The 19,853-nt window shown below is 68.5% G+C and carries 21 protein-coding genes; 12 read left to right on the top strand and 9 right to left on the bottom strand.

Features of this window, described 5'->3' with window-relative positions; genetic code table 11:
- Positions 1-22: 22 nt before the first annotated feature.
- A complete protein-coding gene (locus JZ791_RS25125; protein WP_216897680.1) occupies positions 23-1,381 on the top strand; it encodes a TIGR01777 family oxidoreductase in 1,359 nt (452 codons plus the stop codon).
- A gap of 25 nt (positions 1,382-1,406) precedes the next feature.
- Here the strand turns inward: JZ791_RS25125 and JZ791_RS25130 are convergent, their stop codons facing one another.
- Positions 1,407-2,237: a MerR family transcriptional regulator gene (locus JZ791_RS25130; RefSeq protein WP_216897681.1), complete on the bottom strand. Its 831-nt coding sequence runs from the start codon at positions 2,235-2,237 to the stop codon at positions 1,407-1,409.
- A 388-nt stretch (positions 2,238-2,625) separates the two neighbouring features.
- Here JZ791_RS25130 and JZ791_RS25135 point away from each other — a divergent pair, with 388 nt between their 5' ends.
- Positions 2,626-3,948 carry a cryptochrome/photolyase family protein gene (locus JZ791_RS25135; RefSeq protein WP_216897682.1) on the top strand — a complete coding sequence of 441 codons (1,323 nt, stop codon included), beginning with the start codon at positions 2,626-2,628 and terminating at the stop codon, positions 3,946-3,948.
- A gap of 15 nt (positions 3,949-3,963) precedes the next feature.
- On the opposite strand, the gene JZ791_RS25140 is transcribed toward JZ791_RS25135, so the two are convergent.
- Positions 3,964-4,518: an ester cyclase gene (locus JZ791_RS25140; RefSeq protein ID WP_216897683.1), complete on the bottom strand. Its 555-nt coding sequence runs from the start codon at positions 4,516-4,518 to the stop codon at positions 3,964-3,966.
- Positions 4,519-4,705: 187 nt separating this feature from the next.
- Between JZ791_RS25140 and JZ791_RS25145 the strand changes: the two genes are divergently transcribed.
- On the top strand, positions 4,706-5,425 hold the full coding sequence (locus JZ791_RS25145) for a haloacid dehalogenase type II (RefSeq protein WP_216897684.1): 720 nt from the start codon (positions 4,706-4,708) through the stop codon (positions 5,423-5,425).
- A 43-nt stretch (positions 5,426-5,468) separates the two neighbouring features.
- Entirely contained in the window at positions 5,469-6,398 is a 930-nt protein-coding gene (locus JZ791_RS25150) for a GlxA family transcriptional regulator (protein ID WP_216897685.1), read from the top strand.
- Between the two features lie 125 nt (positions 6,399-6,523).
- Here the strand turns inward: JZ791_RS25150 and JZ791_RS25155 are convergent, their stop codons facing one another.
- Genes JZ791_RS25155 through JZ791_RS25165 form a run of 3 tightly spaced genes read right to left on the bottom strand, consistent with a single transcriptional unit; the run spans position 6,524 to position 8,062 of the window.
- The gene (locus JZ791_RS25155) at positions 6,524-7,300 is read right to left on the bottom strand and encodes an alpha/beta fold hydrolase (protein WP_256461951.1); all 777 of its coding nucleotides are present in this window, start codon (positions 7,298-7,300) and stop codon (positions 6,524-6,526) included.
- A 58-nt stretch (positions 7,301-7,358) separates the two neighbouring features.
- Complete coding sequence (locus JZ791_RS25160) at positions 7,359-7,775, bottom strand: PIN domain-containing protein (protein WP_254206268.1); 417 nt, start codon at positions 7,773-7,775, stop codon at positions 7,359-7,361.
- Positions 7,751-8,062, bottom strand: a complete 312-nt coding sequence (locus JZ791_RS25165) for a hypothetical protein (RefSeq protein ID WP_216897687.1) — start codon at positions 8,060-8,062, stop codon at positions 7,751-7,753. Before JZ791_RS25165 ends, JZ791_RS25160 begins: the two co-directional genes overlap by 25 nt.
- A 125-nt stretch (positions 8,063-8,187) precedes the next feature.
- On the opposite strand from JZ791_RS25165, the gene JZ791_RS25170 reads away from it, so the two are divergent.
- Positions 8,188-8,610, top strand: coding sequence for a Zn-ribbon domain-containing OB-fold protein (locus JZ791_RS25170; RefSeq protein ID WP_216897712.1), 423 nt, complete (start codon positions 8,188-8,190; stop codon positions 8,608-8,610).
- Positions 8,603-9,805: a lipid-transfer protein gene (locus JZ791_RS25175; protein WP_216897688.1), complete on the top strand. Its 1,203-nt coding sequence runs from the start codon at positions 8,603-8,605 to the stop codon at positions 9,803-9,805. Before JZ791_RS25170 ends, JZ791_RS25175 begins: the two co-directional genes overlap by 8 nt.
- 75 nt (positions 9,806-9,880) lie before the next feature.
- Here JZ791_RS25175 and JZ791_RS25180 read toward each other — a convergent pair whose 3' ends face one another.
- Genes JZ791_RS25180 through JZ791_RS46590 form a run of 3 tightly spaced genes read right to left on the bottom strand, consistent with a single transcriptional unit; the run spans position 9,881 to position 13,206 of the window.
- The gene (locus JZ791_RS25180; RefSeq protein ID WP_216897689.1) at positions 9,881-11,116 is read right to left on the bottom strand and encodes a vWA domain-containing protein; all 1,236 of its coding nucleotides are present in this window, start codon (positions 11,114-11,116) and stop codon (positions 9,881-9,883) included.
- Entirely contained in the window at positions 11,113-12,330 is a 1,218-nt protein-coding gene (locus tag JZ791_RS25185; protein ID WP_216897690.1) for an AAA family ATPase, read from the bottom strand. Before JZ791_RS25185 ends, JZ791_RS25180 begins: the two co-directional genes overlap by 4 nt.
- A 42-nt stretch (positions 12,331-12,372) precedes the next feature.
- The gene (locus tag JZ791_RS46590) at positions 12,373-13,206 is read right to left on the bottom strand and encodes a hypothetical protein (protein WP_308163082.1); all 834 of its coding nucleotides are present in this window, start codon (positions 13,204-13,206) and stop codon (positions 12,373-12,375) included.
- Between the two features lie 33 nt (positions 13,207-13,239).
- Between JZ791_RS46590 and JZ791_RS46595 the strand changes: the two genes are divergently transcribed.
- Together JZ791_RS46595 and JZ791_RS25195 are read left to right on the top strand one after the other, a co-directional pair.
- Positions 13,240-13,395: a hypothetical protein gene (locus tag JZ791_RS46595; protein WP_308163083.1), complete on the top strand. Its 156-nt coding sequence runs from the start codon at positions 13,240-13,242 to the stop codon at positions 13,393-13,395.
- A gap of 633 nt (positions 13,396-14,028) precedes the next feature.
- Positions 14,029-14,802 carry an oxidoreductase gene (locus tag JZ791_RS25195; protein ID WP_216897692.1) on the top strand — a complete coding sequence of 258 codons (774 nt, stop codon included), beginning with the start codon at positions 14,029-14,031 and terminating at the stop codon, positions 14,800-14,802.
- Between the two features lie 14 nt (positions 14,803-14,816).
- Here the strand turns inward: JZ791_RS25195 and JZ791_RS25200 are convergent, their stop codons facing one another.
- Positions 14,817-15,788, bottom strand: coding sequence for a LysR family transcriptional regulator (locus JZ791_RS25200; RefSeq protein ID WP_308163084.1), 972 nt, complete (start codon positions 15,786-15,788; stop codon positions 14,817-14,819).
- A 153-nt stretch (positions 15,789-15,941) separates the two neighbouring features.
- On the opposite strand from JZ791_RS25200, the gene JZ791_RS25205 reads away from it, so the two are divergent.
- Genes JZ791_RS25205 through JZ791_RS25220 form a run of 4 tightly spaced genes read left to right on the top strand, consistent with a single transcriptional unit; the run spans position 15,942 to position 19,830 of the window.
- On the top strand, positions 15,942-18,383 hold the full coding sequence (locus JZ791_RS25205) for a sensor histidine kinase (RefSeq protein ID WP_308163085.1): 2,442 nt from the start codon (positions 15,942-15,944) through the stop codon (positions 18,381-18,383).
- The gene (locus tag JZ791_RS25210) at positions 18,361-18,786 is read left to right on the top strand and encodes a roadblock/LC7 domain-containing protein (protein WP_216897693.1); all 426 of its coding nucleotides are present in this window, start codon (positions 18,361-18,363) and stop codon (positions 18,784-18,786) included. Before JZ791_RS25205 ends, JZ791_RS25210 begins: the two co-directional genes overlap by 23 nt.
- Positions 18,783-19,253, top strand: a complete 471-nt coding sequence (locus JZ791_RS25215) for a DUF742 domain-containing protein (protein ID WP_216897694.1) — start codon at positions 18,783-18,785, stop codon at positions 19,251-19,253. The genes JZ791_RS25210 and JZ791_RS25215 overlap by 4 nt, the downstream gene beginning before the upstream one ends.
- A complete protein-coding gene (locus JZ791_RS25220) occupies positions 19,234-19,830 on the top strand; it encodes a GTP-binding protein (protein ID WP_216897695.1) in 597 nt (198 codons plus the stop codon). Before JZ791_RS25215 ends, JZ791_RS25220 begins: the two co-directional genes overlap by 20 nt.
- Positions 19,831-19,853: the final 23 nt, after the last annotated feature.

The following is a 19,853-nucleotide window of genomic DNA, read 5'->3' on the forward strand; positions in this document are numbered from 1 at the left end:
ACCCGGTGGCTACAGTCGCCGTATGGGCATCGAATGGTCGAGCACGGTCGCGGCGCCATTGGACGACGTCTTCGGATGGTTCGGGCGCCCCGGCGCATTCACCCGGCTGACGCCGCCGTGGTCCCCGGTGCGGCTGCTGTCGGAGGCGCGGTCGCTGGCCGACGGCCGGGCGGTGCTGGGGTTGCCGGGCGGTTTGCGGTGGATCGCACAGCACGACCCGCAAGAGTTCGAAGCGCCACGGCGATTCGTCGACGAGGCCGTCGGGGACGGTCCGGCCACCGTGCCCTCGCGGCTGCTGCCGTGGCGGCACGTCCACGAGTTCGAGGCGATCACGCCCGAACGGACGCGCGTGGTGGACCGTGTTCTCACCCCGGTGCCGAGCGCGGCCCTGCGCACGATGTTCGCCTACCGGTCCCGACAACTGGCCGGGGACCTGGCGGCACATCGTCGTGCCGCCGGACACGGTCCGTGGACCATCGCGGTGACCGGGGCCTCCGGGCTGGTCGGCTCCGAGCTGTCGGCGTTTCTGAGCACCGGCGGTCATACGGTGATCCGGCTGGTCCGCCGGGCGCCGGGCCCCGGTGAGCGGCAGTGGAATCCGATGGCGCCGGCGCCCGATCTGCTGGCCGGAGTCGATGCGGTCGTCCATCTGGCCGGGGCGACGATCGCCGGGCGGTTCACCGCGGGGCACAAGCGGGCCATTGCCGACAGCCGGATCACACCCACCCGGCTGCTGGCGGAGCGGGCGGCCGAAGCCGGGGTCGGGGTATTCGTCTCGGCCTCGGCGATCGGCTACTACGGCGCCGACCGCGGGGACGAAACGCTGACCGAGAACAGCACGCGGGGAACAGGATTCCTGGCCGACGTGGTGGCGCGCTGGGAGGAGGGTGCGCTGACGGTAGCCGACCGGCTGCGGGTGGTGACGGTGCGGACCGGCATCGTGCAGTCCCCGCGCGGCGGCACGCTGCGGCTGCTGCGGCCGCTGTTCGCCGCCGGTCTGGGCGGCCGGATCGGGGACGGCCGGCAGTGGCTGCCGTGGATCGGTATCGATGATCTGATCGACGTCTATCACCGCGCGCTGTGGGACGAGGCGCTGTCCGGGCCGGTCAACGCGGTGGCGCCGAACCCGGTGCGCAACAGCGAGTACACGGCGGTACTGGCCCGGGTGCTGCGGCGCCCGGCGATCGTTCCGGTGCCACGGCTCGGGCCGGAACTGATTCTCGGCGCCGAAGGAGTGCGAGAGCTCGCCGCGGCGAGTCAGCGTGTGACGCCCGAGCGGTTGGTCGCGAGTGATCATCAGTTCCGCACGCCCGCACTGGAGTTCGCTCTACGTCACGTACTCGGACGCACCGTCGATCGCGATCTGCCAGGATATGCCTGACCGTCCCGCATCGGTTGTGCATTGTTCACTGCAAGGCGGCCAGCGCGCCCTCGAGGTCGGCGAGTGTGCCGACCTGCTCGGGTAATCGTGCCGACGCCCATCCGGGACCGGCGGCGAAGACCCGGGCGCCGGCTGCCACACACGCCTCGGCGGCGGAAACCAGCGCGGTCGACTCCTGTTGCGACCACAGCACGAGCGTCGCCGGGGCGGTGCGGGTAGCGGCGTCGACGAGCGCGTCGACCGGCACGTTCGCACCGAGCATCAGTGCCGCTCGGCCACGTTCGGCCAGCGCGGCGCGCAGCACCTCGAGCGGCAGCGCATGGGCCTCGCCGCTGGTGCAGGCCAGCACGATGGCGGACCCGGAATCCACCCAGGGAGTGGGGATTCGCAACAGGACGGCGGTGACCGACCACGACAGCAGGTGCTCGACATCGATACAACCGTCACCGCGTTGCTGTGCGGACACCAGATCGGCGAAGGCCGGGCGGCACAGGTCCGCCCAGAGGGCGCCGACGCCGTGGCGGTCCAGATACGCGGTCAGCAGGTCGCCGAGACGAACGCCGTCGAATGCGAAGGCCGCTGCCACGAGGGCGCTCCGATCGCCCGGTGCGGGGACGGGCACGCGCACCGCCGCGGCCGCACGCGCCGGACTGGCGCCCGCCCGCACCAGCGCGACCACTCGTTCCAACACGGCGATATCCGCAGCGGTGTAGAGCCTGTGGCGGCCGGGTTCATGGTCGCTGGGGCCCAGGTGGTATCGCTGATTCCAGCTGCGCAGCGTGGCGGTCGGCACGCCGAGCCGGTCGGCCACCGCGCGCACGGTGAAGCCGACCTCGGCATCGGGACCGGTGGACATTGCCCCATTCTGCCTGTCACGGGCCGATGAAGACGCGCCGCATGGGCGAGATCCGCCGACGAGCCGGTCCACGCGCGCGCCGAAACGTCCCATGTCGTACCAGCGAGAACCCCGCGAGCGGATCCAGGACGCCGACGCCTGCCAGCGGGTATCGGTCGCCGGACCGCACGGACCGAGCAGCGGTCGCAGACGTCGCGGGATCGCCGCCGGTGCTCGTTCGAGGGTCAGCGCCGCCTCGGTAGATTGAATCGATTACGCATCGATAGGCAGTAGTGTGATCGATGGATGCCTGAGCATCCCGACTCCGTGATCGCAGGTACAAGCACACCGAAAGGAACTGCATGTCGGCTCGAGCAGTATCAGGGTCCATCGGTGGAGGGCGGAACCGGTGAGTATCGCGGTAGCGCTGTTCACCCGGGATCTGCGCGTCCATGACAACCCGGTACTGGCCGCGGCCGCTCGCGGCGGCGAGGTCGTGCCGCTGTTCGTGCTGGACGAGCAGATCCTGGAACGGAAACCGTTGTCCGCGAACCGTATCCGTTTCCTACTGACCGCACTGGCCGAGTTGGACACCGAACTGCGCGACCGGGGCGGGCGGCTGGTGGTCCGGCGCGGCGATGTCGGCGCCGAGGTGGCACGGGTGGTTGCCGAGGTGGGGGCGCGCACCGTCCACATCGCCTCGGATGTCAGCCGATACAGCGCCCTGCGAGCCGAACGTCTCCGAGACGGGTTGTCGCAGCACGGATGTGAGCTGCGCGAGCATTCCGGCACGGTGACCGTCGTCGCGCCCGGCGCCCTCGTACCCAGTTCCGGCGCAGCGCATTTCGCGGTGTTCACCCCGTACTTCCGACGCTGGCTCGAGACCCCGCTCCGTGCGGTACTCGCCGCGCCGAACACGCTCACGGTGCCCGAGATCGAGTCCCGCGCCCTGCCCGAACCTACCGAGCTGTGCGCGAAACCGGGATCACCGCGGTTATCGGTCGGCGGCGAGTCGACCGGCCGGAAACTGGTGCGCCGGTGGCTGTCCGGGCCGGTGGACGACTACGCGACCCGCAGCGACGACCTCGCCGCGGACGCCACCTCGCACCTGTCGCCATACCTGCACTTCGGCTGTCTGTCCGCGACCGAGCTGGTGCATCGCACGGACCTGTCGGCCGACGGCGGTCACGCGTTCGCCCGGCAGCTGGCGTGGCGCGACTTCAACCATCAACTGCTGGCCGCCCGGCCGGATCTGGCCTGGTCGAATCTGCGTCGCGGCCCGGTACAGCCACGGACCGATCCGCACGCATTCGACGCGTGGCGCGAGGGCCGCACCGGCTATCCGGTGATCGACGCCGCGATGCGGCAATTGCTCGCCGAGGGGTGGATGCCGGGGCGCGCCCGGCTGATCGCCGCGAGCTTCCTCACCAAGAACCTGCGCATCGACTGGCGGATCGGCGCCGACCACTTCCTGCGGTGGCTGGTCGACGCCGATATCGCCAACAATCAGCTGAACTGGCAGTGGGCGGCCGGCACCGGTACCGACACCCGGCCCAACCGGGTCCTCAACCCGCTGCGCCAAGCCGAGCGCAACGACCCCGGCGGCGACTACGCCCGCCGCTGGCTGCCGGAGTTGAACACCCTGTCCGGCAACGCGATTCACCGGCCCTGGCGCGCACCGCTGCTCGCGCCGGATTACCCGCCGCCGATCGTGGAGGTCAACGGGATGTGACCTCCGAGGCCGCGGTCAGAGGTCGGCGGGCGGGGTGTCCACGAGAGCCGGGTTGGGATCGCTCGACATGGCGAGCAGGCCGCGCAGCGCGCGCAGGACCAGCGGCCAGGTGCGCGGGTCGCGCAGATTTACCCCGCTGATGAGTTGTTTCAGCATCGACAACGTGTCGAAGTAGATCCGCTCGGCGACCAGGTTCTCGTTCTCGTCGAACACGAAGTAGGCCGTCATCCGGGTGCGATGCCGGGCGCCGGTGGCCGGGATGCCGCCCAGCGGACCCAGATGCGTTCCCAGAAGCCAGAACTCGACGATGACCGCGTCGGCGCTGTGCCGCAGCGCGATGATCTCGTGATCCTGGTCGGGGAAGGCCACGCGGGTATCGTGGTAGTAGCCGCGAACCTCGCCGTCGCCGTCGTGCACGGTGAGCGTGGGAATGATCTCGTAGTGCGGGTGCGGGAATGTGGCGAGCACGTCGTCCCACTCCTGGCGCACCTCGTCGTGGAAGTGATCGAGGACGAGTTGCTCGCGCGCCTTCAGCACCTCGACTGTCGGCATGGCGAAACGGTCGGTCATGGAAGACAACGTATTCCATCGCGGGTATCGGCGCAGCCGCGGCGGCCCGGGGCCGCACCACGCCCCTGGGCGTGCCTACCGGAAGTGCTCGCCCCTAGGACAATCCGGCTCTAGGCTGGCCGGGACCGCAAGTAGTGACCAGCGATTCGATCTCGAATCGTCAGTGACGGCGCGAATGGAGTGGCGCATGCCGGGATTCGATGCTTCCGGAATTCGAGTGGTGTTGTTCGATATCTTCGGTACGACGGTCGACTGGTACACCGGCGTCGCCGAACAAGCCGCCGAGATCGCGCGGGAGGCAGGCGTTTCGATCGATGGCGGCGCGTTCGCCGCCACCTGGCGCGAGCGATACCTGCCCTCGATGCGCCGCGTTACCAGCGGCGAGCGGGAGTGGGCCTATCTGGACACCCTGCATCGGGAGTCGCTGGACGATCTGCTCGAAACACTGGGGTACGCGGACGCATTCGACGAGACGGCCCGGCGCCGGCTGGTACACGCCTGGCATCGCCTGCCCGCCTGGGCGGACTCGGTGGACGGATTGCACCGCCTGCGCCGCCGCTTCACCACGGCGGCATTGTCCAACGGCGGATTCGCCCTGCTGACGGAACTGGCCAAGGCCGCATCCCTGCCCCTCGACTGCATCCTGTCCGCCGAACTGGCCCACAGCTACAAGCCCGCGGCCCCGGCCTACCTGACCGCGGTCGGCCTACTGGACGTGCCGCCCTCCGAGGCCCTGATGGTCGCGTGCCACCGCTGGGATCTCGACGGCGCCCGCGCGGCCGGCCTGCACACCGCCTTCGTGGAACGCCCGCGGGAAAAGGGCCCTGACGCCTCCGACAAGGCGGACGGCACCGACGATCTGACAGCCGCCACCTTCACCGAACTCGCCGATATCCTGGGCTGCTAGCCAGGGAACTGGCACATTTCCCCACCTACATTAGAATATTGCCATGACGGTGCATCGAGTCGCAGTGCTGGCACTGGATGGGGTCATCCCGATGGACCTCGCGATCCCCGCGCAGATCTTCAGCGCCCGCCCGGAGACCTCCTATGAGATGACGGTGTGCGGGCCGGCTCCCCGGGTCCGCACCACCGGCTTCGATCTGGTTCTCGAGGGAGATCTCGAGCAGGTACGCGCGGCCGACACCGTGATCGTGCCGGGATGCGATCCGCTGCTGCCCCCGCCGCGGGCCGTGCTCGACGTGCTGGCCGAGGCCCGCGACCGGGGCCGGCGCGTCACATCGATCTGCACCGGCGCGTTCGTCCTGGCCGCGGCGGGCGTTCTGGACGGGCTGCACGCCACGACCCACTGGAAATATATCGACGACTTCGAACGGGACTATCCGGCCGTCGAGGTGGACCGCGACGTGCTGTATGTCGACGAGGGTGATGTGCTCACCTCCGCCGGGGTCTGCTGCGGCATCGACCTGTGCCTGCATATCGTGCGCCGCGACCTGGGAGCGGCGGTGGCCAACGAGGTCGCCCGCGGTCTGGTGGCCGCACCGCACCGCGACGGCGGCCAAGCCCAATACGTACCGGCCCCGGTCGCCGACGCCGGTGACGCGTCGCTCGCCGAGACTCGGGGCTGGGCACTGGGCCGCCTCGACCAGTCGCTCACACTGCGCGTGCTCGCTCGGCACGCCGGCATGTCCCAGCGCTCCTTCATCCGGCGATTCACCGACGAAACCGGCACGACTCCCCTGCAGTGGCTGGTCACGGCGCGCCTGAGCCTGGCCAGAGAGCTGTTGGAGACCACGGATCACTCGGTGGACCGGGTGGCCCGGGACTGCGGGCTAGGCACGGCGGCCAACCTGCGACTGCACTTCCATCGCACACTCGGCACCACGCCCACCGCCTACCGGCGCACCTTCACACACTGACGCCGCGCATCGGTCGAGCACGGTGATCCCGGCGGCCTCACGCGCACCGAAGATCCCGCCACCGCGAACATCGCACCGAGCCCGGTGGGCTGCCACCGAATTCAGCTGGGCGGCAGGTGAACTCATCAACCTAGAGGACGACCGGAATCTTCGACATCGAGGAACTCCACCAACGCCGTGGCGAGTTCGGGCGCGACGAACGCGCTCGCATGATCACCCGGTACCCGAATGAACCTGGCATTGCGCATAAGCGCCGCCAACTCGTCGGCATCGGAGCGTTCGTCCCGATCGCCGATCGCGACGAGCGTCGGAACGGTGATCCGGCGCAAGTCCGCCTCGGACGTCGGAACAAGCGAATTCATCACATGCAACAGCGCCTGCGGATCCGAACCACCCCGCGAAATCGCCTGCGCCGTCCGCGCATCGGCCGAGTCCGGCTCGATCGCGGTCCCGTCGACGAGCGCGGTGAGCACCCGATGATTCGCCCCACCCCCCTGAACCCCACTCACCTTCGCCAGTCCCTGCCCGGCCACGACCGCACGCCCCGGCTCGGCCCCTCGCGCCAGCATGCGCACCACGATCCGCGCCCCGAGCGAATATCCCCCGAGGTCGTACTCCCCCTCCCCGAGCCCGAGATGCTCGATGAGCGCAAACCCGTCATCCGCAAGCACATCCGCCGGATACCCCGCAACATCGCGCGGCCTCGCACTGTCCCCACTCCCCCGAGTATCGGGAAGAACAACCCGATGCCCATGCTCCGCAAGCACCCCGGCCGGCCCATATTCGAGCATCAACGACCCCACGCCCCCGAACCCAGGCAACAAAATAAACGGCCGCCCAACCCCAACCTCATGCCAAGCCAGCTCTACACCGTCATGCCCAACGAATCGATGTGCACCCATAATGCGACGAATCCTAGTACCGGAGGCCCCCGCCCCGCCGATAACGGGGCATACCAGGCTATACCGCGACCACCCGGACCTGTTTGCCGCAGAGCTTGACCATGTCGTCCGTGTCCGACGTCAGCATGACAACCGGCTTCGTCGCACGCAAAGCCGTAGCGGCGACCACCGCGTCTATCGCGTACTTATGACCATGCAGACCCGCCTCACGGAGCAGATCGATTGCCTGGAAGGCTAATTCGTCCGTAACAGGTTCGATCCGCAAGCGGGACAGGTACCAACGATAGCGATCGTCGGGAGCCTTCATGTTGTACGACTCGATCGGCGTCAGGGCGCTGATGATCACACGGAAGTCGTTGTCCTGGGCTTCCCGGACATATGCGGTCACTCGTTGTTCGGCCGCACACCACTTCGACAGACCCTCACTGTCCAACACCAGCGTTCCCGCGCTCAGTCGGCTCCGCGCCCGTGCCATTCACTATCCCCCTCCAGCTCGTACGAGGCCTTCACCTCACGAAACAGCGCAGCCGCCTCTTCCTTGAATTCCTGCGGCATCGGACCCGCCTGTGCTTCATTGGCAACAAGCGCCTCCTCCAGGAAGTCACGCTCGATCTGTCGCTCCACCGCAGCATCGACGTACGCCGAGAAACCGCGCGCGCCGACTCGTTCCCTGATCGCCCGGATATTACCGGCCCGCAACGACACACTCACCTTCGCCGCAGGCCCGTCACCGGGGGGATAGTCCGCAGGGAGTGCACTCATGACGCGAGTTTACCACTTGAAGTAGCAAAGAACGCTCGTCGCGTGCGGCCGCCAGGCGGATTTCCTTCCCAAAATAGAACGTGTTCCTATAACGTCGGGTTGTGCAGAAAGAACAACGTCCCGCGATCGCAGACTGGTTCACTGCGGACGACGGCGTGGTCCGCCTGGTGGGAACCCGTTGCGACGCGTGCGGCACGCCGTATTTTCCGCGTAACACGCTGGCCTGCCGCAACCCGCAGTGCCCGGGTCCCAAGGACGGGTCGGAGCTGGCCGAATACCACTTCTCCACACGTGGTCAGATCTGGTCGTACGCGGATGCCCGGTACAAGCCGCCCCCGCCGTACGTCTCGCCCGAGCCGTTCGAGCCGTACGTCGTCGCGGCGGTGGAGCTCGAGGTCGAGCAGATGGTGATTCTCGGGCAGGTGGTGCGCGGTCTGACGGTGGACGATCTGGCCGTCGGCATGCCGGTCGAGCTGACCGTCGGTGTGCTGTACGAGGACGAGGACGCGGAGCACACGGTGTGGATGTGGAGGCCGGTCGATGCCTGACAGGAATGATCGCGACATTGCCGTCCTCGGTGCGGGCATGCACCAGTGGGGTAAGTGGGGGCGCAATTTCGTCGAGTACGGCCTGGTCGCGGCGCGCGCGGCGCTGGCGGACGCGGGCGTGAACCACCTCGATGTCGGCTATATCGCCGGTGCGGACACGATCCGCAACGGCTATCCGGGCTTCGTCTCGGGCGCGACGTTCGCCCAGGCGCTCGGCTGGTCGGGCGCGCGGATCTCGAGCAGCTACGCCGCCTGCGCCTCCGGCGCGCAGGCCATCGCCAACGCGCGCGCCCAGATCCTGGCCGGTTTGACCGACGTGGCGCTGGTGATCGGCGCGGACGCCGCCCCGAAGGGCTTCTTCCAGCCGGTCGGCGGCGAGCGCCGCGACGACCCGGACTGGTTGCGCTTCCACCTGCTCGGCGCCACCAACCCCATCTATTTCGCGCTCTACGCCCGCCGCCGGATGGCGCTGCACGGCGCGACGCTCGACGACTTCGCCGCGGTCAAGGTGAAGAACGCCAGGCACGGCCTGAACAACCCGTACGCCCGCTACCGCAAGGAGGTGTCGGCCGAGGAGATCGCGGCCTCGGCGGTTGTCTCGGATCCGTTGCGGCTGTTGGACATCTGCGCGACCAGCGACGGTGGTGCGGCACTGGTGCTGACGTCGATGGACTACGCCCGCCGGCACGGCGCCACCGACCCCGTCCGCATCCGGGCGCTGTCGACGGTCACGCCGACGTTCCCGAAAACCGTGATCGACCTGCCGGATTTCGCGACGGACTCGTCCGTGGCCGTTCCGGCCCCGCCGCACGCGTTCCGTTCCGCCATCGCGCAGGCCGCGTACGAGGAGGCCGGGATCGGGCCCTCGGACCTGTCCTTCGCGGAGGTCTACGACCTGTCCACCGCACTGGAACTGGACTGGTACGAGGACATCGGGCTCTGCGAGACCGGTGGCGCCGAGGAGCTGTTGCGCAGCGGCGCAACGACTTTGGGTGGGCGTGTGCCGGTGAACCCGAGCGGCGGGCTGGCCTGCTTCGGTGAGGCGATCCCCGCACAGGCGATCGCCCAGATCTGCGAGCTCACCTGGCAGTTGCGCGGCCAGGCCGACGACCGCCAGGTGGAGAACGCCCTTGCGGGCATCGCGGTGAACCAGGGCCTGTTCGGCCACGGCTCGGCCATCATCGCCACCCGCTGACACCGGCCTGTCCGCACTCCGAAAACCCGGTTCGCACCTGGGTTTTCGGAGTTCGAGCGGATGGTGAGGCGCTGCTCACCCGATTTCGACGACCCGCGCCCAGTCCGGCGGGGCCTCCGGAACGTAATCCGGATCACTTTCCCGCCAGGATCTGCTCCCGCCCCGACGGAACAGACCCACCACCGTCCGGCACGCGGGCCGACTTGCCGGCCAAGGCGTCTGACCGTCCGTCAGCACCACCAGTACATCTGGACGGGGTTGTGCGCGTAGCGCTTTGGCGAAACCGCTGCGCAAATCCGTACCTCCGCCGCCCATCAGCGGTATTCCCTCGGCCCGGCACAGCGGATCCACGACCCGTGCCGCGGCATCGCACGACAGCACGGTGACCAGATCGCGGCGATCGCCCACGGCCCGGCAGACGGCGGCGGTTTCGAGCAGCGCGCTGCCCAATTCGGCGTCGCTGACCGACCCCGAGGTATCGATGACCACGCTGACCCGAGGTGGCATGCGCCGCAGGCTCGGCAACACGACGCCGGGCACGCCGGCCGACCGCCGGGCGGGCCGCCCGTAGGTGTAGTCCTCGCCGACGCCGGGGCCGGAGACCGCCGAGCGAATGGCCGCGCCCAGCAGATCCCGCCACGGCTGCGGCGGATGCACAGCTTCCCGCGCCCAGCGCCGCCACCCCCGGGGCGCGTCGCCCGGACGGCCGATGATGCCCTGCGCCACACGAAATCGCACCGCGTCGCATTCCTGTTCGCTGAGCCCGTCCGCGCCCTGCGGCCCCAGCTCCCATTCGCGATCCCGCCCGTCGGCGCCGCTGCCACAGTCGAGCCATGCCATGTCCTGCGTGTACAGCTCGAGGCGGAACCGGCGCAGGTAATCCTCCATGAGCTCCCCCTCGGGCAGGCCCAAAGCCGCTGGCACGACGGCGCCTTCGGGCTGTACCAACCCGTCACCGAAGGCGTCGTCGTTGATTTCGGCATCCGCGGCGATATTCATCCGCAATCGCTGCGCCGGGTCGGTCAGGTCGTGCTCACGGGCGAATCGCTCACTGCGCCCGTGATGGTCGCGCAGCAGATGCGAAACCTCGTGCACCAGTATCGAAGCCAACTCCTCGACGGAGGTGTGCTCCACGAACGCGGGCGACACGTAGCACCGCCAGTACCGATCCACGCCCATCGTCGGCACCCCGCGCGACCCGACCAGATGCAACGCGTACAGCGCGGTCGCCAGATAGGGGCGAGCCCGCACGGCCAGCAGACGGGCGGCGAAAAGCTTGTCGTAATCCAGCTGCACGGTCTGTGAGGTCATCGCCCCGCCTGTTCCGCGACCCGCGCCGCGGCGCGATCCGCGCCGCGTGACACCGACACCATCCCGGTCAGTTGTTCGATCGACGCCGGTACATCCCAGTCGTCCCGGCGCAGTGTCGCGAGGGTGGTGGCGGGGACGACCACCAGGTCCGGCGCGCCGGTCTCCACGGCCTTCACCAGCAGCGCCCAGGCCGCGTCCCAGCGGGATTTCTCCGGCCGTGTGCGGACCGCCGCCACCACGCCGTCGAGTACCGCCTGGCGCAGATCCCCGCGATCGGGCAGGTCGGCGGCGGCCGGATCGGCGAGCAGTGCCTCCGGGTCGGGCAGGTCCATCCGGTCGATGCTGGTCAGCAATTCGAAGCCCGGACCGTCCCCGACCGTGCCGCGGACCAGCAGGGAAATCACATCCCGGGAGGAACCGGCCGCGGTGGCGAAGGCGATCAGTCGCAGTGTCATATCCCAGCTTCGCGGCGAGGGCCAGGCGCCGCCCCGGCGTGCTTCGCTGGCGGGCAGCTGATGCACGAGCTTGGGGCGGGCCGCGAGCAGCCCGCACACCGCGCGCCGCGCGAAAGACACCGCGCCCGAGAACTTTTCGGGGTCGAGCGCGGGCAGGGTCGCGCGCGGCCAGGTCCCGCCGAGACCGCGCACGACCACATCGTGATCATGCGTCCACCGCAGGTGCACGAAACGGTTGGCCAGCGGCGGGCTCAGCTCCCAGCCGTCCGCCGCCGACGAGCGCGGATTGGCGGCGGCGACGATGCGCACACCGGCGGGTAGTTGCAGCGCGCCGATACGCCGTTCCAGGACCAGGCGCAGAAGAGCGGCCTGCACGGCGGGCGGCGCGGTCGACAGTTCATCCAGGAACAGCAATCCCCGACCGGCCCGCACGAGGCGTACCGCCCAGTCGGGCGGCGCCATCGGCACACCGTGCGCCGCGGGGTCGTCCCCGATGATGGGCAGACCCGAAAAGTCCGATGGCTCATGCACACTCGCGATCACGGTGGTCAGCGGAAGTTCCAGGGACTCGGCGAGCTGGGTCAGGGCCGCGGTCTTACCGATGCCCGGTTCACCCCACAGCAGCACCGGCAGATCGGCGGCCACGGCCAGTGTCAGAGCCTCCAGTTGGATATCGGGGCGGGGCTCGGTGGTCACCTCACCGAGCAGGGCCAGCAGATCACCTGCGATATCGAGTTGGGACGGAGCGTATGTGAGCATATGTGAATCACCTTGGGGTTGAGAAGAATCGAGGAACCGGGGTCAGCGCGACATCGTGTGGCGCGGATGCGAGCGAGCACGGCGGCGGGTCGACCGATCGGGATACGGACCGGAGGTGGACACCCCGGCCCGGAACTGTCCGTAGGTGATGCGCCGCTGCGCGGCCGCCTCCAGTTCGTCTCGCAGCGCGCCATCGCGCAGCACCGCGTCGGGGCCGAGCAGGCCCTCGACCACGGCCAGCGCGCCGGCGATATCGCCGTGGATCAACCGTTCATGAACGCCGCCAAGACAATCCGGGTGACGATGTGCCTGGTCGATCACCCGCAGGCAGGGCAGTGGAGTACCGCTCAACGCGACCAGCAGTTCCTCCCGCCGGATCTCGTCCGGGTCGTGATCCAGCGCCGTCAGCACCCCGTTCTGCAGGCCGATTCGGTGCTGCTCGCCCCGGCATTCCACCAGTCGCGACCGACCTGGCGGGTCCGCGACGCGCGATGTTCCGGCCAGAGAACGGTCCGGCACGAGCGCCGAGGCAACCAGGGGATGCAACCGATCGGCGGTTATCGCACCGGCACGGATCAGCTCCAGATCGGGCGGTGTCCAGGTCGCCGCGTCCGGCAGAACCGGCAGCGCGCCACGGGGATACCGGTCCGCGATACGCAGCACCGGGTGATCGTCGCCGCGCGATGCCACCTGCACGATCACCCGTTGCCGAGCCCCGAACCGCACCATGAGCGGACCGGCCGGGAGCCCCTCGGCGCGCAGCAGAATCCCGGCCTCGGCCGCCCATCGATCGACGGCGCACCCCGGCGGCACATGCTCCGACAGCCGGGTGTCCGATACCCCGACATCTGCCAATTGCACGGCGCCGGAACGCATTCTCAGTTCATCTGCCCTGCGTACATCCCAGAGATGGCGGTGCAGATCGAAGCGGAAACGCGCATTGGGGCGAGGATGCGGATGCAGACCGATACCGACACCGGGGCGGGATTCGTCCCACAGCGCGAGACCGATCCGCTGACCGGCATCCGCCCAAGCCGGCGCGGTCCGGATCACGAGGTGCACTGAACCCGTTCCACTGCAACATCTTCCGGGTCCCGCAGGGCCGTATCGCGCCAGCGTCGTCGTCAGCCCCGGGCGCAGTAACCCGTCGGGAGCAATCCTGGGCATATGCCAGCGCAGCAGATCAGGGGCCAGATGCCGTAGATCTGTCCGCACGCGGCGGGCGAGTTCCCGGCCGTGCGTACGCGCCAGCGAAGGCAAATCAATGTCGACCTCGAAACCCGCTGCGGCACATGCCCCGACCCAGTCCCCGGCGCAGCGCCGGGCAGTCGCGGTTTCGATCATGGACGGCGGCACGGCGAACTCGCGCACGCGCAGCCAGAGGGAAATTCGGGAAGCGTCCCCGTTCACGGTCGGTGGGTGCATCAGCACTCACCTGTTGTGAATGGGACCCCCGATCTTTGATCAGAGTGAGTCATCATCGTGCCCATGCTATCGCCCGTGCGCGATCCGAGCCAGCGGCGGGGATGGGAGGCAGTGGCGTCGACGTGGCGAGTCTGCTCGACATAGAGGAATCGTCTATGGCGTCCACTGCTATTTCGTCTTTGCCTCCGGTTATTTTCCGCACATATCGTGAAGCAGCTCGACCGCGATTTCTGGAAAAGATTCGCGAATTCGCATTTCGAAAGGACCAGTGGCATGACGACAATCGAGAACGACTCGGGAACGCGGGACCTCGCGGGAAAACGGGCCCTTGTCACGGGTGGTTCGCGCGGAATCGGAGCGGCCGTGGTGCGTCAATTGCTGGACGCGGGCGCCGACGTACTCGCGAGCGCGAGGTCGGCCACGAACACGGTTCCGGAGGGGGCCGCCTTCGTACCGGCCGACGTGCGAACGCGGGCCGGAGCGGAGGCGCTCGCCGCGGCAGCGCAGAAGATGCTCGGCGGGGTGGACATCGTGGTCCACAACGCGGGCGGGGCACGGCCCTACCGGGGCAGCTCGGATATCCCCGACGAGGAGTGGCAGGAGTCGCTCGATCTCAATTATCTGGCCTCGGTGCGACTCGACTCGCTGCTGACTCCGGGTATGCGGGAACGACATTCGGGGACGATCGTGCACATCTCCTCGGCTGCGGTCCCCGTCCCGGTGGGGCCGTTCCTGCACTACACGGCGGCGAAGGCGGCGCTGGAGAACTACAGCCGGGGACTGGCCGGTGAGCTGGCCCCCTTCGGGATCCGGGTCAACGTAGTGACTCCCGGCAGAACCGCCACCCCCGGAGGCGAGCAGACGCGAGAGCAGTGGGCGCGGCTGGAGGACTCGGCGGGTCAGGGCGCCACCACGGTGCCGCCGCTGGGGCGCGACGGCCGGCCCGACGATATCGCGCACGCGGTATCGTTCCTCGTTTCCGAACAGGCGAGCTGGCTGACCGGAAGCAATATCGTCGTGGACGGCGGCGAATTCCCTCGGGGCTGACGGAATATCAGCCGTCAGGGCGCCGGTGAAAAGTAGTCGGATTTATGCCAGGTCTCTTGTCGCAGGAGTTCCAGCAGAGCCGTCTCGGCCGGACCCGCACCGCGCCTGAGCGCGACGAGAACGGGCTGGGATACGACCGGAAATACCGGGCGCGCCAGGTGTTCGCACCCCGGGGGCACCGCGGAGGCCGGAACGAGCGTCACTCCCAGCCCGTCGGCGGCCCAGCGCACGGCCGTCGCCGTCTGGGAGACGCGGGCGACCGTGGCCGGGGTCAGTTCGTTGTCCCGCAGCACATCACGCAGCAGACCGTCGAGCGCGCTGTCGCGGTCGAATCGCACCCACGGCTCCCCCGCGAGTTCGCGCAGTTCGACCCGATCCGCGGCGAGCAACCGATGCCCGGCTCCCAGCACCACGACGAACTCCTCGTCGCCCATGTGGTGGACGTCGACGGCGCCCTCCCCCTCGCAGGGCGCGGCCCGCAGCACGACGTCCAGTGCTCCCTGTCGCCCCAACCGCTCCAGCTCGGCCGGATTCGGCTCCTCGAAGACAGTCACCTCCAACCGGGGAAAGCGGCGACGCAGAGCGCTCAACGCCCTCGGCAATTGTCGTGTCCCCAGGCCCATTTGCGCCATCACGACGAGCTCGCCCGCCAGCTCGTCGGCACCGGCCCGTGCCGTCGCCCGAGCCCGCCGGGACGCGCTGACCGCGACCTGCGCCTCCCGCAGGAACGCACGGCCGACCACGGTCGGCACGAGTCCGGTCGGCGTGCGGGCGAACAGGGTCACACCCAGTTCCCGCTCCAGGGCCCGGATCTGCTGGGACATCGACGGTTGAGCGATGCGCAGCAACTCGGCCGCCGCGGTCACCGAGCCCTGCTCGGCGACGGCCAGCGCGTACTCGTACTGACGAAGGCTCATCTTCTTGCGTGTCCTCCTGCGATGGACCGCGGCCCACCCCATGGTGATCGCCGTGACGGTACGTGTCACAACGCGGACGGTCGCGCGTTTACTCCATGGATAGACCCACTTGCGGTGTTCGCCTGCGGCCGGGACGATGTCATATCACGGACCGGTCGGAACTCATCTGTCTAGAGTCCAAAGAGAATAATATTCTCTATAACTGTGCGGTATATTGTCGCAGTGCTGCCAGCCATATTCTCCAGAGTCCGCATTCGGATTCTCGCAATAGCACTCATCCCCAGCCTGGTTCTGCTGGTCATCGGTGTCGTCCTGACCGTGGGCCTGGTGCATCAGAGCCGGGAAGCCAGGTCCTTCGCAAACACCCTGCGTATCAACGTGGAACCCGCCCGAGAGCTGATACTCGCCGCCGAGCAGGAACGCCTCCTGTCGTTGTGGCAGCTCGCGGGCCAGAACGCCGACCCCGGCGCCTTGGCCGCGGCGCGCGGTCGATTCGACAAGGCGCTCGCCGGAATCGAGCCGGTCGAGGTCGGCTTCGCTCGATCCAACGGCGGCTCGGTGACGAGCACGCTGGCGGTTTTCGACCAGCTCAAGACCCAGCTGCCACTGTTGCGCGGCGCCATCGACAGCGGCAGGGTGCCGGTCACCGACGCGTACAACTTCTACAGCGGGCTGCTCGAGGGAATCGATAAGGGCACCTTCACGATCGAGAAGGACGCACCGGACATCACCTCGGCGCTACAGCTCACCCGCGCCTCCGACCTGCTGAGCTGCGTCGAGGCCATGGCACGCTCGATCTCACTCACGGCGCTGGCCGTCGGCGACACCAACCTGTCACCGGCGCTCTTCATCGATTACCGCAACCAGGTCGGCTGGTATCACACCCAGATCAACAAGGTCGAGGCCGGCGACCTCGAGGTCGACCCGGCCACCCAGAGCCAAATCAAGACCATGGTCTCCTCACCGCAGTGGCAACGCGTCACCGCCATGGAGGACGCGATCCTGCGCCCGGTGGTGACCAAATCCGGCAGCGCGCCGATACTGCCGATGAACCTGGCCGACTGGCGCCAGTTCGCCGAGAACGCCGAGGGCCAGATGATCGCGCTCTGGGCCGCTCAGAACGACAAGGCGCAGCAGCAGGCCACCGACTCCGGCGACCAGCACGCCCGCAACTCGCTGCTGGCCGGTGTCGGCACCAGCGCCATCGCGATCATCGCCTTCCTGCTGTCGCTGCTGCTGGCCAACCAGATCATCCGCCGGCTCGAACGCCTGCGCACCGAGACCCTCGCCCTGGCGGAGGTCGGGCTGCCCGAAACCATGCGCAAGCTCGGCGCGGGCGAGCCGATCGATCCGGAGACCGAGTCCGCCCGGCTCGACTTCGGCAGCGATGAAATCGGTTCCGTGGCCAACGCGTTCAACCGTGCTCATGCCGCGGCCGTGGGCGCCGCGATCACCGAGGCGCGCACCCGGGAGGGCGTACGGGCGGTCTTCCTCAATATCGCGCATCGCAGCCAGGTCGTGGTGCACCGCATCCTGGAGGTGCTCGACGAGGCCGAACGCAAACAGGAGGACCCGGCACTGTTGGAAACCTTCTTCCGGCTCGACCACCTGGCGACCCGGGAACGTCGTAATGCCGAGAATCTGACCATCCTGGGTGGCGGCCGGCCCGGCCGCAAATGGCGGCGGCCGGTGCCGCTGATCGAACTGGTCCGCGGCACCGTGTCCGAGACGCTCGACTACGCCCGAGTGCAGACCGGACAGTTACCGCAGGTCTACATCGTCGGCACCGCCGTCGCCGACCTCGTCCACCTGCTGGCCGAGCTCGTCGACAACGCCATCCGCTTCTCCCCCGCACAGTCCCGGGTCGACGTGTCCGCCGGCCTGGTCGGCAAGGGCGTCGCGATCGAGATCAGCGACCAGGGCATAGGTATGGCGCCCGAGGAGCTGGAGCGAGCCAATGCCATGCTGTCCGATCCGCCGGACTTCGGCATCGCGGCGCTGCAGGCCGACTCCCGGCTGGGCCTGTTCGTGGTCGCCCGGCTGGGCTCCCAGCACGCCATCTCGGTCCGGCTGTCCGAATCCAATTACGGCGGCATCCGTGCGATCGTGCTGGTACCCACCGCACTGATCACCACCGAGTCGGCGGCCGTCGAGCGGCTGCCCTCGTATCTGATCGGGCACCGGGCCGATCCGCCCGCCCCGGCCGAGATCGCCGCGGCGCACAGCAACAACAACCACGACATGCCCGCTCCGCAGCTCGAATCGCCCCCGATCGCCACCATGTCACCGCCCGTGCCCGCGCGGCGCCCCGAGTGGGCGCCCGAGACGAACTGGGACGAACCACCCGAACCCCCTGCGCCACGCATGCCGCCACCACATCAACCCGCGCCGGCCCGGCCCGCGCTGCCCAGACGTCGACGCCAGGCCAGCCTGGCACCGGAACTGACGCAGCCCCCGGCCGCCACGTCCCCCGAAAGCTCCTCCGACGATCACCGCCCACGCCGTGCTCGCTCCGCCGAGCAGGCCCGAGATCTCATATCCAGCATCGAGAACGGCACCCGCCAGGGGCGCCGCGCGACCCGCGACCAATACCCACCGACCCAACCGTCGGCCTATCGCTCCGACGATGAGGAAAGCAACAGTGACCGCTACCCCCGCAAGTGAATTGAATTGGCTGGTCGACGATCTCGTCGAGCGACTGGCCGGTGTCGGCTACGCGGTGGTGCACTCCACCGATGGGCTGGTACTGGGCCGGTCCACGACCATGACCCGAGAGGACGCCGAGCACTTCGCCGCCATGTCCGCCACGCTCTACGGGCTGGCCCGCAGCGCCGGAGGACGATTCGGCGGCGGCGCCGTACGCCAAGCGGTGATCGAACTGGATCGTGCCGTGCTGTTCGTCACCGCCGCCGGTGAAAACGCCTGTCTGGCAGTACAGGCCGGAGACGAGGCCAATCTCGGCATGGTCGCCTACGAGATGAATCTGACCGTGCAGCGCGTCGGCGACTATGTCTCGACGGCACCCAGGCACAGTCATACCGAACCGGCCGCCCGCCGAATGCCATGACCGGCAACTGGTTCGACGACGACAAGGCCAACGGACCGGCGGGGCACGGCCGTCATCACCTCGGTGACTCGGAGTTCCATCTCGGCGGTTACGACAACAGCGAAGACCTGGACGACTGGTACGTGGACGACGGACCGATGGTGCGCCCGTACACGCTCACCCGTGGCCGCACCGTCGGCGCCGGGCACGACCTGGACATGCTGACAGTCGTCGCGCTGGCCAAACCCGCACCACGACTGCGGCGCTCGGACCCGGAGTATCACGAGATACTCCGCATGTGCCAGACCGCCCAGTCGATCGCGGAAGTCGCTGCCACCCTGCGACGTCCGCTGGCTGTAACCAAGATCCTGATCGGTGACCTCATCAGCGAGGGCCACCTGATCTTCCGCGACCCGGTGCAGCAGCAATCGGGGCAACACGACGTGAGACTATTGCGAGCGGTACTCGATGGCATTCGAAGACTATGATCCCAACGCCGGGTCCGACCTGGCCACCTCGGTCAAGATCCTCATCTCCGGCGGCTTCGGCGTCGGCAAGACCACGATGGTCGCCTCCATCAGCGAGATCACCCCGCTGCGCACGGAGGAACTGATCAGCGAAAGATCCGTCGGCGTCGACGATCTCGCGGGCGTCGAAGAAAAGACCACCACCACGGTGGCGCTGGACTTCGGCCGCATCACCATCGACCAATCCCTGGTGCTGTATCTGTTCGGCACGCCCGGTCAGGACCGATTCTGGTTCCTGTGGGACGAATTGGCCCGCGGCGCACTGGGCGCGGTCGTCCTGGTTGACACCCGGCGGCTGGAAATCGCTTTCGCGGCAATAGATTTCTTCGAAAGTCGAGGCATCACGTTCACCGTGGCGGTGAACTGCTTCGAGCGAGCGCCGCTCTACACCGATGTCGAGGTGCGCGACGCACTGGATCTGGACGACCGCACCCCGATCGTCTTCTGCGATGCTCGGGACCGAAACTCCTGCAAGGCAGTGCTTCTCACCCTGATGGAACACCTCATCGCCCGGGCCAGCCCGGCCGCACCGGCCTGATGGGACCTCGACCCCGCAGTCCG

It is taken from the genome of Nocardia alni (genome assembly GCF_019038435.1).
GTDB classification, from domain to species: Bacteria; Actinomycetota; Actinomycetes; order Mycobacteriales; family Mycobacteriaceae; genus Nocardia; species Nocardia alni.

Bases quoted from the DNA above. Each gene is read 5' to 3' on its own strand.
- JZ791_RS25125 (WP_216897680.1), top strand. From the start codon at position 23: ATGGGCATCGAATGGTCGAGCACGGTCGCGGCGCCATTGGACGACGTC.
- JZ791_RS25130 (WP_216897681.1), bottom strand. From the start codon at position 2,237: ATGTCCACCGGTCCCGATGCCGAGGTCGGCTTCACCGTGCGCGCGGTG.
- JZ791_RS25140 (WP_216897683.1), bottom strand. From the start codon at position 4,518: ATGACCGACCGTTTCGCCATGCCGACAGTCGAGGTGCTGAAGGCGCGC.
- JZ791_RS25145 (WP_216897684.1), top strand. From the start codon at position 4,706: ATGCCGGGATTCGATGCTTCCGGAATTCGAGTGGTGTTGTTCGATATC.
- JZ791_RS25150 (WP_216897685.1), top strand. From the start codon at position 5,469: ATGACGGTGCATCGAGTCGCAGTGCTGGCACTGGATGGGGTCATCCCG.
- JZ791_RS25155 (WP_256461951.1), bottom strand. From the start codon at position 7,300: ATGGGTGCACATCGATTCGTTGGGCATGACGGTGTAGAGCTGGCTTGG.
- JZ791_RS25160 (WP_254206268.1), bottom strand. From the start codon at position 7,775: ATGGCACGGGCGCGGAGCCGACTGAGCGCGGGAACGCTGGTGTTGGAC.
- JZ791_RS25165 (WP_216897687.1), bottom strand. From the start codon at position 8,062: ATGAGTGCACTCCCTGCGGACTATCCCCCCGGTGACGGGCCTGCGGCG.
- JZ791_RS25175 (WP_216897688.1), top strand. From the start codon at position 8,603: ATGCCTGACAGGAATGATCGCGACATTGCCGTCCTCGGTGCGGGCATG.
- JZ791_RS25180 (WP_216897689.1), bottom strand. From the start codon at position 11,116: ATGACCTCACAGACCGTGCAGCTGGATTACGACAAGCTTTTCGCCGCC.
- JZ791_RS25185 (WP_216897690.1), bottom strand. From the start codon at position 12,330: ATGCTCACATACGCTCCGTCCCAACTCGATATCGCAGGTGATCTGCTG.
- JZ791_RS46590 (WP_308163082.1), bottom strand. From the start codon at position 13,206: ATGCGTTCCGGCGCCGTGCAATTGGCAGATGTCGGGGTATCGGACACC.
- JZ791_RS46595 (WP_308163083.1), top strand. From the start codon at position 13,240: ATGGCGGTGCAGATCGAAGCGGAAACGCGCATTGGGGCGAGGATGCGG.
- JZ791_RS25195 (WP_216897692.1), top strand. From the start codon at position 14,029: ATGACGACAATCGAGAACGACTCGGGAACGCGGGACCTCGCGGGAAAA.
- JZ791_RS25215 (WP_216897694.1), top strand. From the start codon at position 18,783: ATGACCGGCAACTGGTTCGACGACGACAAGGCCAACGGACCGGCGGGG.
- JZ791_RS25220 (WP_216897695.1), top strand. From the start codon at position 19,234: ATGGCATTCGAAGACTATGATCCCAACGCCGGGTCCGACCTGGCCACC.